Origin of the sequence: Methylobacterium oryzae (assembly GCF_021398735.1) — a bacterium.
Taxonomy (GTDB): domain Bacteria; phylum Pseudomonadota; class Alphaproteobacteria; order Rhizobiales; family Beijerinckiaceae; genus Methylobacterium.
Genome location: NZ_CP090349.1, coordinates 2,456,891 through 2,469,601, shown reverse-complemented (window position 1 = coordinate 2,469,601; position 12,711 = coordinate 2,456,891). Strand labels below are relative to the sequence as shown.

The 12,711-nt window shown below is 71.6% G+C and carries 9 protein-coding genes; 5 read left to right on the top strand and 4 right to left on the bottom strand.

The window, feature by feature from the left end; translation table 11 throughout:
• Positions 1 to 10: 10 nt before the first annotated feature.
• The 4 genes from LXM90_RS11810 to LXM90_RS11795 all read right to left on the bottom strand — a co-directional run bounded on the left by LXM90_RS11810 (position 11) and on the right by LXM90_RS11795 (position 3,732).
• The gene (locus LXM90_RS11810; protein ID WP_020094182.1) at positions 11 to 1,264 is read right to left on the bottom strand and encodes an NAD(P)/FAD-dependent oxidoreductase; all 1,254 of its coding nucleotides are present in this window, start codon (positions 1,262 to 1,264) and stop codon (positions 11 to 13) included.
• Between the two features lie 578 nt (positions 1,265 to 1,842).
• Positions 1,843 to 2,022 (bottom strand): hypothetical protein, encoded by a 180-nt coding sequence (locus tag LXM90_RS11805; RefSeq protein WP_020094181.1) that lies wholly within the window; start codon positions 2,020 to 2,022, stop codon positions 1,843 to 1,845.
• A gap of 127 nt (positions 2,023 to 2,149) precedes the next feature.
• Complete coding sequence (locus LXM90_RS11800) at positions 2,150 to 3,148, bottom strand: CmpA/NrtA family ABC transporter substrate-binding protein (protein ID WP_020094180.1); 999 nt, start codon at positions 3,146 to 3,148, stop codon at positions 2,150 to 2,152.
• Complete coding sequence (locus LXM90_RS11795; protein WP_026605088.1) at positions 3,145 to 3,732, bottom strand: ANTAR domain-containing response regulator; 588 nt, start codon at positions 3,730 to 3,732, stop codon at positions 3,145 to 3,147. Before LXM90_RS11795 ends, LXM90_RS11800 begins: the two co-directional genes overlap by 4 nt.
• A gap of 221 nt (positions 3,733 to 3,953) precedes the next feature.
• Here LXM90_RS11795 and LXM90_RS11790 point away from each other — a divergent pair, with 221 nt between their 5' ends.
• From LXM90_RS11790 to gnd, 5 genes are all read left to right on the top strand, one after another.
• The gene (locus LXM90_RS11790) at positions 3,954 to 4,553 is read left to right on the top strand and encodes a hypothetical protein (RefSeq protein WP_020094177.1); all 600 of its coding nucleotides are present in this window, start codon (positions 3,954 to 3,956) and stop codon (positions 4,551 to 4,553) included.
• 108 nt (positions 4,554 to 4,661) lie between these two features.
• Positions 4,662 to 6,551 (top strand): glycoside hydrolase family 15 protein, encoded by a 1,890-nt coding sequence (locus LXM90_RS11785; protein ID WP_020094176.1) that lies wholly within the window; start codon positions 4,662 to 4,664, stop codon positions 6,549 to 6,551.
• A complete protein-coding gene (gene tkt / locus LXM90_RS11780; protein ID WP_020094175.1) occupies positions 6,548 to 8,623 on the top strand; it encodes a transketolase in 2,076 nt (691 codons plus the stop codon). The genes LXM90_RS11785 and tkt overlap by 4 nt, the downstream gene beginning before the upstream one ends.
• 83 nt (positions 8,624 to 8,706) lie before the next feature.
• Positions 8,707 to 11,556, top strand: coding sequence for a bifunctional transaldolase/phosoglucose isomerase (locus tag LXM90_RS11775; RefSeq protein ID WP_020094174.1), 2,850 nt, complete (start codon positions 8,707 to 8,709; stop codon positions 11,554 to 11,556).
• A gap of 131 nt (positions 11,557 to 11,687) precedes the next feature.
• Complete coding sequence (gene gnd / locus LXM90_RS11770; RefSeq protein WP_020094173.1) at positions 11,688 to 12,665, top strand: phosphogluconate dehydrogenase (NAD(+)-dependent, decarboxylating); 978 nt, start codon at positions 11,688 to 11,690, stop codon at positions 12,663 to 12,665.
• Positions 12,666 to 12,711: the final 46 nt, after the last annotated feature.

The window sequence follows — 12,711 nt, the reverse complement described above, 5'->3', positions numbered from 1 at the left end:
CCGCGCCTCCTCAAGCAGCCAGGGGCTCGGGCGCGGGGCGCCCGAACATCAAGTCGTCCACGTTCTCGATCGGGTCGCCGGAGCGGATCAGCCCCTTGCAGGCGCCCTGCTCGGCGATGTCGCCGACGAACACCGCGCCGATCAGCCGGCCGCCGCGCACCAGCAGCTTGCGGTAGAGGCCGGCGCCGGGATCGGAGAGCACGATCGCCTCCGCGTCGTCGGGCGTGTCCACGATCCCGGCCGAGAAGACCGGCAGGCCCGAAACCTTCAGGCTCGTGGACAGGGCCGTGCCCCGGTACTCGGCCGGCTCGCCCGAGAGGTGGCGGGCGAGCGTGTCGGCGTGCTCGTAGGCGGGCTCGACCAAACCGTAGATCTGGCCGCGGTGCTCGGCGCACTCGCCCAGCGCGAAGATCCGCGGGTCCGAAGTGGTCATCCGGTCGTCGACCGTGATGCCCCGGCCGATCGCCAGCCCCGCTTCCTGCGCCAGCGCCACCGAGGGGCGCACGCCCACCGACATCACCACGAGGTCGGCCGGGAGCGCGGTGCCGTCCGCCAGCACGAGGCGCTCGACCCGGGACGCGCCCTCGATCCGGGCGGTGTCGGCCTTGAGGATGACGCGCACGCCCCGCGCCTCCATGGCGCGCTTCACCAGCCCGGCGGCGTGGTGATCGAGCTGGCGCTCCATCAGCCGGTCCATGACGTGGAGCAGCGTGGTCTCGACGCCGAGGCGCGCGAGCCCGACCGCCGCCTCGAGGCCCAGGAGGCCGCCGCCGATGACGATCGCCTTCGCGTGCTGCACGGCGGCACGGCGGATCGCCGCCACGTCGGCGAGGTCGCGGAAGGTGATGACGCCCGGAAGGTCCATGCCGGGCTTCGGCAGGCGGATCGGCAGGGAGCCGACCGCGAGGACCAGCCTGTCGAAGGGCAGGACGTGGGTCTCGCCCACGATGACGAGCCCGTTCTCCCGGTCGATCCGCGTCGCCGGCGCGCCGGTGATCAGGCGGATGCCGTGATCCGCGTACCAGTCGAGGCCCCGGAAGGCGCAGGCCGCCTCGTCGACCTCGCCGCCGAGCAGCGAGGAGAGCAGGACCCGGTTGTAGGCGGCCGTGGGCTCGGCCCCGATGCAGGTGATGTCGTAGCGGCCGGGCGCGGCCTCGGTCAGCCGCTCCAGGAAGCGCAGCGAGGCCATGCCGTTGCCGACGACGACCAGCCTCTCGCGCGGCGGGCCGTTCCCGGCGCCCGCGTCGTGTCCGCGTGTGTCCATGGGGGATGTCGCCATCGCTCGATCGCGTCTGGAACCTCGAGTGCAGGGTCGTTGGCGGACCGCCCACGAAAAAGCCGCTGCCGGTCGTCTCCCGGCAGGCTTCAGCCCCAGGGAGAACCGGATCAGCGGCCTCGCTGACGGCGCTGTCCGTCGCCGTTGACGGACGGGGGGAGGTTTGCAGGTTCCGTGCCAGACGCCGCGCGGTCCGCGAGCGCCGCGCGGACCCGCAGGATCGGTGGGGCGGCCGGGACGTTTCGGCCGTCGAGGCGGCGGCTTCGGCACTGCACAAAAACTGTGCGACCCGTCGCAAAAGCGATCACGGGCGGACCGGGCTTTCCGGCAGCGACAGGAAGGTCGGGAAATTTCCGGAGGCGCGTCGACGGGGGGCTACCGCGCGCACGCGATCGCCGCGTCGGCCCCGATGGGCTGACCGGCAACGCGCAGCTTCGGATTATGATGAACGTATTACGTCAGTTCTCGCGACTATAACGCCGCGAGTCGGACCGATTCTCGAGTTGTAGAATCGCAGGCGCGCAATGCCGGCGCCTGGAACGCGCCCGCATCGACGTCGCGGTCCGTTACAGGAGTGTCGACAGCATCGCCAGGAGCCCCAGCGTCGGCATCGCGCCGGCGGCCAGGACCCAGTACCAGGCGTGGTGCGATCCCGCCCGACGGTTGTCGTTGCAGGCGCGGGGCACGCGGCCGCCCCGCGTGACGTAGCGTCGAAGCTCGACCCGCCCGCGCGGATGCGAGATCAACGATCCAGTTTCGAGTTTGCGGCATCCGGGCATGGCTCAAGCACAACGGGCGAGCGTGCCCCGCGTTCCGCCGCTGTTCGCCGCGATTCCGCGCGCCGATGACGAACCGCGCGAAGTGTCGCCGTCGTCAGAGATCCGCCATCGCCGCCCGGTACAGATCCGCCCTGTAGACGGTCGCGATCGCCGCCGCGATGTCGAACTGCGCGGGCACCTGCTGCGACGCCCGCATCTGCTCCAGCAGCCACCGGGCCTGCGCGGCGCGCGGCTCCTCGACCGACGCGCCGAAGCGGATGCGCGTGCCGGGCTCGGCGGACAGGTCCGGATCGCCGAAGGCCCGGCCGACCAGGGCGGGATCGAGATCGAGATAGGTCCGGCGGGCGAGGCGATGGATCAGTTCGGTCCGGTTCTCCGGATCCGCGCACCAGCGTCCGGCCCGGGCGACCGCCCGCACCAGCGGCAGGATCGCGCCGTCGAGCCGCGCGGAGACGGCCAGCACCTTCTCGGGCGCGTTCGGCGCGAGGGCGCTGCCGTGGACCGCCACACGCCCGTGGCCGGCCGCGACCGCCACGTCGTTCCAGGGCGCGCCCGCGCAGAACCCGTCGACCAGGCCGCGCGCCAGCGCCTCCACGCAGTGCTGCGGCGGGACCACGACGGTGCGGAACGCCGCCGCGTCGAGGCCGCCGGCCTCGGCGAACAGCCGCACTTGGTAGCTGTGGCACGAGAAGGGATGCACCGTGCCGAGGGTCAGCGGGCTGCCGGCGCGGTGCCGGGCCTCCGCCACGCCCGCGAAGGCGCGGGCGACATCCGCCAGGGCCTCGCTGGCCGGGTCCATCGCGGCCCAGAGGGTGTTGGACAGCGTGACGGCGTTGCCGTCGGTGCTGAGCTGGAGCGGCACGATCAGGTCTGAGGGCGGCCCCGACAGGGCGAGCCGGCTCGCCAGCGCCAGCGGCGCCAGCATGTGCGCGCCGTCGAGATGGCCCAGCGCCAGCCGGTCGCGCAGCGTCGCCCACGAGGGCTCGGCGGTGAGGTCGAGGTCGAGCCCCTCGGCCCGGGCGAAGCCGAGTTCGTGGGCCGCGATCAGGGGCGCCGCGTCGCAGAGCGGAACGTAGCCGAGCTGGAGCCTCATCCGAGCAGGTCCGCGGTGGTGACGATCGCCCGGGCGATGTCGGCGATCTTGCGCTTCTCGTTCATGGCCTTGCGGCGCAGCTGCTTGTACGCCTCGTCCTCGGAGAGGCCCTTCATGGTCATCAGGATGCCCTTCGCCCGCTCGATCAGCTTGCGGTCGGCGAGTTCGCCCCGCGCCTCCGTCAGCTCGCGCTGGAGGCGCGCGAAGGCGTTGAAGCGCAGGATCGCGATGTCGAGGATCGACTTGATCCGTTCCGCCCGCAGCCCGTCCACCACGTAGGCGGAGATCCCGGCATCGACGGCGGCCTGCATCATGGTCGAGTCCGAGCGGTCGACGAACATCGCCACGGGCCGCTCGACCTGCCGGGAGACACCCGACATCTGCTCCAGGATGTCCCGGCTCGGGCTCTCCAGATGGATCACCACCACGTCGGGCTTGAGCGCGGCGACGCGCTCCATGAGGTCGGCGGTGTCGGGAATCACGACCACGCGCCCGATCCCGGCGGCGCGCAGGCCCTCTTCCAGGATGGCCGCGCGGGCGCGGCTCGGGTCGATCACGGCGACGGTGAGATTGGTTTCAGTCATCGTGGCCCGGTACGGGGCGGGTCTTCTTCTCGAGGCCGGCCCGGCGCGGGCCGCCGCGAGCTAAGCAAGGCCCGTGCCCGTGCTGGGCCCGCGGCGCCCGTTTCCGCGGAATCCCACCTTGCGGCACCAGTAACCGCTGCGCAAAGAAACGGTCCAGCTTCCGCCGCAATGCTGGCCGCACTGTACAGGCCTCGCGGCGGTCAAGGAGATCGGTGATTCGGATGCGCAGGCCAGATCAGCCCGCCCTGACGGCCGCCGCCCACGGCCGCGTGTCCATGCCCTTCCTGCCGACGCTGGCCGTCGTGGCAATCCTGGGCGTGGCCTCGCTCTACTGCCCGACCTCGAAGCCCGGACAGCCCGGCGCCCGGGTCGAAGCGGGCGTGTCCGCCGCTCCCGGACCCACGGATTTCGCGCCGATCGCCGCCGTCGCGGCGCCGGGCCGCCCGCCCGCCGTGATCGCGTTCGCCGAGCAGTACCCGCTCGACGCCGTGATCGCGCGGACGGGGTCCCTGCCCGCCCGTCCGGCCGTGGCCGCACGGGCGAACGCCCACGTCGCGGCCGCGGGCCGGCGCGCCTGCCCCGGCCGGCGCTGCCCCGAGACGCCCCGCAGCAACACCGATCCCATGGCGCCCGCCCGCGGGGCGGCCGATGAGGCCGAGGACGCCCTGCTCCCGTCGCAGGCCATGCCCTTCGCGGCCTCGGTGGTGGAGACCCTGGTTCCGGCCGCGCGGGCCGTCGGCGACGCGGCGAATCTCGTGCGCAGCAGCGCGAGGGCGGTCCAGGGCACGGTGGCCCTGGCGGTGGCCGACTGCCTGCGCTGACCGCGTCGGGCAGCGGGCACCCCGACCTCTGGATCTCGTGACCGGACGTCCTAGGTGCGTCGCAGCGGACGGCCCGGACTGCCGGCCGCGGACCGGGGCCGGGGCCGGATGGCTGCACGCATCGAGGATTACGCGCTCGTCGGGGATTGCCGGAGCGCGGCGCTGATCAGCCGTCAGGGCAGCGTCGACTGGTTGTGCTGGCCGCGCTTCGACGCGGCCGCCCTGTTCACCAGCCTCCTGGGAACCGAGGCGCACGGCTTCTGGAAGATCTTCCCCGAGGCCGAGCACGTCGAGACGCGCTGGTCCTACCGGCCGGGCAGCCTCGTGCTGGAAACCCGCCACACCACGCGGCAGGGCGAGGTCCTGGTCACGGATTTCATGCCGGTCGGCGACGGGTCCCATCTGGTGCGGCTCGTCGAGGGCGTGCACGGGCGCGTCGCCATGCGGATGGAGATGGCGGTCCGGTTCGATTACGGCTCGGCCGTGCCCTGGGTCTCCCGCTCGGAGCTGGGCGACCTGCGCGCCGTCTCGGGCCCTCACAAGGTCGTGCTGCGCACCGACGTCCATCTCAAGGGATCGGACGCGCAGACGACGGTGTCCGAGTTCACCGTCCATGCCGGTGACAAGCACCGGTTCGTCCTGAGCTACGGTCCCTCCCACGAGGAGGACCCGCCCCCGATCGAGCCGCGCAAGGTCCTCGAGGCCACCGACCAGCACTGGCGCGAATGGTCGTCGCGCTGCGCCGGCGGCACGGGCTGGGACCGGATGCTCCAGCGCTCCCTCCTGACCCTCAAGGCGCTGATCTACGAGCCCACCGGCGGCATCGTGGCGGCGCCCACGGCCTCCCTGCCGGAGGGGCTCGGCGGGATCCGGAACTGGGATTACCGGTTCTGCTGGCTGCGCGACTCGACCCTGACGCTGATCGCCCTGATGGACGGCGGCTACATCGACGAGGCGCGCGACTGGCTGGGCTGGCTGCTGCGGGCCGTGGCGGGCAATCCCGAGCAGGCGCACATCCTCTACGGCATCGCCGGCGAGCGGCTGCTGCCCGAGATCGAGCTGGACTGGCTGCCGGGCTACGAGAACTCGCGGCCCGTCCGCATCGGCAACGCCGCCGCCAGCCAGTTCCAGCTCGACGTCTACGGCGAGCTGTTCGACGCGCTCTACCAGGCCCATGCCCGCGGCCTGCCGGTGAGCAAGGACGGCCTGCGGGTCGGCCTCGCGATCCTGAACCACCTGGAGACCGCGTGGCGCGAGCCCGACGAGGGGATCTGGGAGGTGCGCGGCGGGCGTCGCCACTTCACGCACTCGAAGGTCATGGCCTGGGTGGCGTTCGACCGGGCGCTGCGCATGCACGAGATGCACGAGAACGGCGCCACGCAGGAGCAGGCCGAGCGCTGGCGCGCCGTCAAGGACGAGATCCACGCCGAAGTCTGCGAGAAGGGCTTCGATCCCGCTCTCAACAGCTTCGTCCAGTCCTACGGCGCGAAGGCCCTGGACGCGAGCCTCCTGCTCATCGCCCATACGGGCTTCCTCCCGCAGGACGATCCCCGGGTGGTCGGCACCGTGGAGGCGATCGGCAAGGGGCTGATGCGGGACGGCTTCATCCTCCGCTACGAGACCGAGGGCCAGACCACCGACGGGCTGACCGGCTCCGAGGGGGCTTTCCTGCCCTGCACCTTCTGGTACGTGGACAACCTCATCGGCCTGGGGCGGCGCGACGAGGCCGGGGCACTGATCGAGCGCCTGATCGGCATCTGCACCGATCTCGGCCTCGTCAGCGAGGAATACGACGTGCAAGCCAAGCGTCTTGTGGGTAACTTCCCTCAGGCGTTCACCCACGTCGCCCTCGTCAACACGCTCCTCAGCTATACGCGCGGCGAAGGGCCGGCGGATCGGCAGGGTGGTAAGGCCAACGGAGCTCCTCCCGCCGTCCTACGGCAGCGCGAAGCCGCGAAGCGGACCGCGCGAGGCGAACTGGAAGACGCGACATCATGAGCGGTGCTGACACTCCCGCCAAGGCGGCCCTCGCTGAGATCGATACGCTCAGCATCAACACGATCCGGACGCTCGCGATCGACGCGGTGCAGAAGGCCAATTCGGGCCATGCCGGCGCGCCCATGGCGCTGGCGCCGGTCGCCTACACGCTGTGGAACCGCTACCTGCGCTACGACCCGGCGCACCCGCACTGGCCGAACCGCGACCGGTTCGTGCTGTCCTGCGGCCACGCCTCGATGCTGCTCTACGGGCTGCTGCACCTCGCGGGCGTCGCCGAGAGCGACGGCGGCAATGCCCCGGCGGTGTCGCTGGAGGACATCAAGAAGTTCCGGCAGCTCGACAGCCGGACCCCGGGCCACCCGGAATACCACTTCACCACCGGCGTCGAGACCACCACGGGCCCGCTCGGCCAGGGCGTCGCCAACTCGGTCGGCATGGCCATGGGCAGCCGCTTCCTCGGCCAGCACCTGAACCGGCCGAACCTGCCGCTGTTCGACTACAACGTCTACGCCGTCTGCTCGGACGGCGACCTGATGGAGGGCGTCGCCTCCGAGGCCGCCTCGCTCGCCGGCCACCTGCGGCTCGCCAACCTCTGCTGGATCTACGACGACAACACCGTCACCATCGAGGGCCACACGGAGCTGGCCTTCGGCGAGGAGGTCGCGACCCGCTTCCTGGCCTACGGCTGGCAGGTGCTGCGCGTCGCCGACGCCAACGACGTGCACGCGCTGGCGGGCTCGATCGAGACCTTCCTGGCCACCAACGACCGCCCGACGCTCATCATCGTCAAGTCGGTGATCGGCTACGGCGCCCCGAAGAAGCAGGGCACCTCCAAGGCCCACTCGGACGCGCTCGGCGAGGACGAGGTGAAGGGCGCCAAGCGCGCCTACGGATGGCCGGAGGACGCGCAGTTCCTCGTGCCGGACGGCGTGCAGGAGAACTTCCGCAACGGCATCGGCAAGCGCGGCGCCGGCCTCTACGATTCGTGGCAGGGCCTGCTCGCCAAGGCGAAGGAGGCGGACGCCGCCCACGCCGAGGACCTGAACGCCTTCCTGGAAGGCCGCCTGCCGGAGGGCTGGGACAAGGACATCCCCGTCTTCGAGCCGGACGCCAAGGGCCTCGCCACCCGCGAATCCTCCGGCAAGGTGCTGAACGCCATCGCCCAGCACGTGCCGTTCCTGCTCGGCGGCTCGGCCGATCTGGCGCCGTCCAACAAGTCGAACCTGACCTTCGAGGGCGCGGGCTCGTTCGGCCCGTTCTCGCCGGGCGGCCGCAACCTGCATTTCGGCGTCCGCGAGCACGCCATGGGCTCGATCGTGAACGGGCTCGGCCTCTCCGGGCTGCGGGCCTACGGCGCGACCTTCCTGGTCTTCGCCGACTACATGCGCCCGCCGATCCGGCTCGCCTCGCTCATGGAGCTGCCGGTCTTCCACATCTTCACCCACGACTCGATCGGCGTGGGCGAGGACGGGCCGACCCACCAGCCGGTGGAGCAGCTCCTGTCGCTGCGCTGCATCCCGGGCCTCGTGACCCTGCGCCCGGCCGACGCCAACGAGGTCGCCGAGGCCTACCGGGTGATCTTCACGCTGAAGAACCAGCCGGCGGTTCTCGCCCTCTCGCGCCAGCCGCTGCCGACCCTCGACCGCGCGAAGTACGGGGCCGCCTCCGGCACCGCCAAGGGCGGCTACGTGCTGGCCGACAGCGAGGGCACGCCCGACGTGATCCTGCTCGCCTCGGGCTCCGAGGTGCAGCTCTGCGTCGGTGCCTACGAGGCCCTGAAGGCCGAGGGGGTGAAGGCCCGGGTCGTGTCGATGCCGTCCTGGGACCTGTTCGAGCGCCAGGACGAGGCCTACCGCGACTCGGTGCTGCCCCCCGCCGTCAAGGCCCGGGTGGCCGTCGAGCAGGGCAGCGTCATCGGCTGGGACCGCTACGCCGGTTCCGAGGGCGCGATCATCGGCATGCACACCTTCGGCGCCTCGGCGCCGATCAAGGATCTCCAGACCAAGTTCGGTTTTACCCCCGAGAAGGTCCTGGACGCCGCGAAGGCGCAGGTGGCCAAGCACAAGAAGTAGCCCGGGGGCCTGCTCTCCCGCCCGGTCCGGGCGGGAGGGTGCGTTCGGGCGAGAGTACGCGGTACGCGAGGCGAGGAACCGACATGAACGCGCTCAAGGCCCTGCACGACGAACAGGATCAAGCGGTCTGGCTCGACTTCGTGGCCCGCGGATTCATCGAGAAGGGCGAGCTGAAGCAGCTCGTGGAGCGCGACGGCCTGCGGGGCGTCACCTCCAACCCGTCGATCTTCGAGAAGGCGATCGGCCACTCGGACGAGTACGACGACAGCCTGAAGGCCGTGCAGGCGACCGGCGACAGCCGCGTCATCGACCTCTACGAGGGGCTCGCCATCGCCGACATCCAGGCGGCCGCCGACGTGCTCCGCCCGGTCTACGAGGCGAGCGACGGCGCCGACGGCTACGTCAGCCTGGAGGTCTCGCCCTACCTCGCCCTCGACACCGAGGCGACGCTGGCCGAGGCGCGCCGCCTGCACAAGGCGGTCTCCCGCGACAACCTGATGGTCAAGGTGCCGGCCACCCCGGAGGGGATCCCGGCGATCCGGCAGCTGACGAGCGAGGGCATCTCGATCAACGTCACCCTGCTGTTCTCGCAGGAGGCCTACGAGGCCGTGGCGCGCGCCTTCATCGACGGTCTCGACGCGCGCGCGAAGGCCGGCCACGACGTCTCGCGGATCGCCAGCGTGGCGAGCTTCTTCATCAGCCGCATCGACGTCCTGGTCGACAAGCTCCTCGACGAGAAGATCGCGCAGGCCAACGATCCGGACGAGAAGTTCGCCCTCGAGCAGCTGAAGGGCAAGGTGGCGATCGCCAACGCCAAGCTCGCCTACCAGCGCTACAAGACGATCTTCGCCGAATCCAAGTGGACCGCCCTGGCCGAGAAGGGCGCCAAGGCGCAGCGGCTGCTCTGGGCCTCCACGGGCGTGAAGAACAAGGCCTATTCCGACGTCCTCTACGTCGAGGAGCTGATCGGACCGAACACCGTCAACACGATGCCGCCGGCCACCATGGACGCGTTCCGCGACCACGGCGTGGTGCGGGCCACGATCGAGGAGGACGTGCCCGGCGCCGAGGCGGTGATGAACCGCCTCGCCCGGGCCGGGATCGACATCGAGGCGGTGGCCGAGCAGCTGGTGAAGGAGGGCGTGCAGCTCTTCATCGACGCCGCCGACAACCTGCTGGGCGCCGTCGCCGGCAAGCGCGTCGCGCTGCTGGGGCACCGTCTGGACGGGCAGAGCCTCGCCATGGACGACACCCTGGCGGCCGAGGCCAAGAAGGCCGTCGAATCCTGGCGCGCCAGCGGGTCGATCCGCCGGCTCTGGGCGGGCGACGCCTCGGTCTGGTCCGGCCACGACGAGGCGAACTGGCTCGGCTGGCTGCACATCGTCGAGGAAGAGCTCGAGAAGGCCGCCGACTACGCCGCCTTCTCCGACTGGGTGAAGGCGCAGGGCTTCACCGACGCGGTCGTGCTCGGCATGGGCGGGTCGAGCCTCGGCCCGGAGGTCCTGAGCCTGACCTACGGCCAGCGCGAGGGGTTCCCGAAGCTCCAGATCCTCGACTCGACCCACCCGGATCAGGTGCGCGCCCTGGAGGCGAGCATCGACCTGGCCAAGACGCTGTTCATCGTCGCGTCCAAGTCCGGCTCGACCCTGGAGCCGAACGTCTTCCGCGACTACTTCCTGGCCCGCGCCAAGGACGTGCTCGGCGAGAAGGCCGGCGACCACTTCGTGGCCGTGACCGATCCGGGCTCCGACATGGAGCGCGCCGCGAAGGCGGATGGGTTCAAAAAGATCTTCTACGGCGTGAAGCAGATCGGCGGGCGCTACTCGGTGCTCTCGGCCTTCGGCCTCGTGCCGGCCGCCGCCATGGGCCTCGACGTGAAGGCGCTCCTCGAGACCGCCCGCATCATGGTCCGCTCCTGCGGCCCGGCCGTGCCGCCGGCCGTGAACCCGGGCGTCCTGCTCGGCACGGCCATCGGCGCCGCGGCGCTCGCCGGGCGCGACAAGGTGACGATCGTCGCCTCCCCGGCGATCGCGAGCTTCGGCGCCTGGGCCGAGCAGCTGATCGCGGAATCGACCGGCAAGCAGGGCAAGGGCCTCGTGCCGGTGGACGGCGAGCCGGTCGGCGTCCCGGCCGTCTACGGCCACGACCGGTTCTTCGTCTACCTGCGCCTCGACGGCAACGCCGAGGCCGCGCAGGACGAGGCCCTGCGCGCCCTGGAGCGGGACGGCCACCCGATCGCCCGCATCACCCTCGACTCGATCGAGCAGCTGCCGCAGGAATTCTACCGCCTGGAGATGGCGACCGCGGTGGCCGGTGCAGTGATCGGGATCAACCCGTTCGACCAGCCCGACGTCGAGGCCAGCAAGGTCGAGACGAAGAAGCTGTTCGCCGAGGCCGAGGCGAAGGGCGCCCTCCCCGCCGAGACGCCGCTCTACGAGGACGACTGGGTCGCGCTCTACGCCGATCCGCGGAACGCCGACGCCCTCAAGCCGGCCGCCGAGGGGCTCGAGGCCGCGATGAAGGCGCAGATCGGCCGCCTGAAGGACGGCGATTACCTGGGGCTCCTGGCCTACGTCCCGCGCGACGCCGAGGCCGCCGCGATCCTGCAGGAGCCGCGGATCGCCGTGCGCGACGCCCGCAAAGTCGCGACCTGCCTGGAGTTCGGGCCGCGGTTCCTCCACTCGACCGGCCAGGCCTACAAGGGCGGCCCGGACACCGGCGTGTTCCTGCAGATCACTGCGGACGCTGCCGAGGACCTGCCGATCCCGGGCCGGAAGCTCGGGTTCAGCACCGTCGTCGCGGCGCAGGCGCGGGGCGACTTCGCCGTCCTCGCCGAGCGCGGCCGGCGGGCGCTGCGCGTCCACCTCAAGGGCGGCGACACGAAGGCCGGCCTCGTGCGGGTCGCGGCGGCGCTGAAGATGGCTGTCGTCTAGCCGTCCCGGACCGCCGGCGGGGGGCTTCCCGGCCCGCCGCCGGTCCGCCGCGGCGGATCGCCTGTGACGTCGGTGAAGCCGTAGGGGCCTGACCCTCGCCGCGCGGGGGCAATCGGTAAGGAAGGGCAGCAATGCAACTCGGCATGATCGGCCTCGGCCGGATGGGCGGCAACATCGTCCGGCGTCTCCTGCGCGACGGGCACACAGCCGTGGTGTTCGACCAGAATCCGGCGGCCGTCGCCGCCCTGGTCGAGGCCGGTGCGGTCGGCGCGTCGAGCCTGGAGGACCTGGTCTCGAAGCTCGAGGTGCCGCGCGCGGCCTGGGTGATGCTGCCGGCCGGGGCGATCACCGAGCAGACCGTCCAGGCGCTCTCGGGGCTGATGCAGGCGGACGACTGCATCATCGACGGCGGCAACTCCTTCTACGGCGACGATGTCCGCCGCGGGGCCGCCCTGAAGGAGAAGGGCCTGCACTACGTGGATGTCGGCACTTCGGGCGGCGTCTGGGGCCTGGAGCGCGGCTACTGCATGATGATCGGCGGGGACAAGGAAGCCGTCGACCGCCTCGACCCGATCTTCAAGACCCTGGCGCCCGGCATCGGCGACATCCCGAAGACGCCGAACCGCGAGGGGCGCGACCCCCGCGCCGAGCAGGGCTACATTCACGCGGGCCCGACCGGCGCCGGCCACTTCGTCAAGATGGTCCATAACGGCATCGAGTACGGCCTGATGCAGGCCTACGCGGAGGGCTTCGACATCCTCCGCCACGCCAACGCGTCCGACCTGCCGGCCGAGCGCCGCTTCGATCTCAACATGGGCGACATCGCCGAGGTCTGGCGCCGCGGCAGCGTCGTCTCGTCCTGGCTGCTCGACCTGACCGCCCAGGCACTCGCGGGCGACGAGCAGCTCACCGACTTCTCCGGCTACGTCGAGGATTCGGGCGAGGGCCGCTGGACCATCAACGCCGCCGTCGAGGAGGGCGTCCCGGCGACGGTGCTCTCCGCCGCGCTCTACCGCCGCTTCCGCTCCCGCGAGCACGCGAGCTACGCCGACAAGCTGCTCTCGGCGATGCGCAAGGGCTTCGGCGGCCACCAGGAGCCGAAGGGCTGAGCGGGACGCCCGCAGGCCGACCTGTCCGACCCCCGAAGCCGCAGGG

Bases quoted from the DNA above. Each gene is read 5' to 3' on its own strand.
- LXM90_RS11800 (WP_020094180.1), bottom strand. From the start codon at position 3,148: ATGAGGCTCCAGCTCGGCTACGTTCCGCTCTGCGACGCGGCGCCCCTG.
- gnd (WP_020094173.1), top strand. From the start codon at position 11,688: ATGCAACTCGGCATGATCGGCCTCGGCCGGATGGGCGGCAACATCGTC.
- LXM90_RS11775 (WP_020094174.1), top strand. From the start codon at position 8,707: ATGAACGCGCTCAAGGCCCTGCACGACGAACAGGATCAAGCGGTCTGG.
- LXM90_RS11810 (WP_020094182.1), bottom strand. From the start codon at position 1,264: ATGGACACACGCGGACACGACGCGGGCGCCGGGAACGGCCCGCCGCGC.
- LXM90_RS11790 (WP_020094177.1), top strand. From the start codon at position 3,954: ATGCGCAGGCCAGATCAGCCCGCCCTGACGGCCGCCGCCCACGGCCGC.
- tkt (WP_020094175.1), top strand. From the start codon at position 6,548: ATGAGCGGTGCTGACACTCCCGCCAAGGCGGCCCTCGCTGAGATCGAT.
- LXM90_RS11785 (WP_020094176.1), top strand. From the start codon at position 4,662: ATGGCTGCACGCATCGAGGATTACGCGCTCGTCGGGGATTGCCGGAGC.
- LXM90_RS11795 (WP_026605088.1), bottom strand. From the start codon at position 3,732: ATGACTGAAACCAATCTCACCGTCGCCGTGATCGACCCGAGCCGCGCC.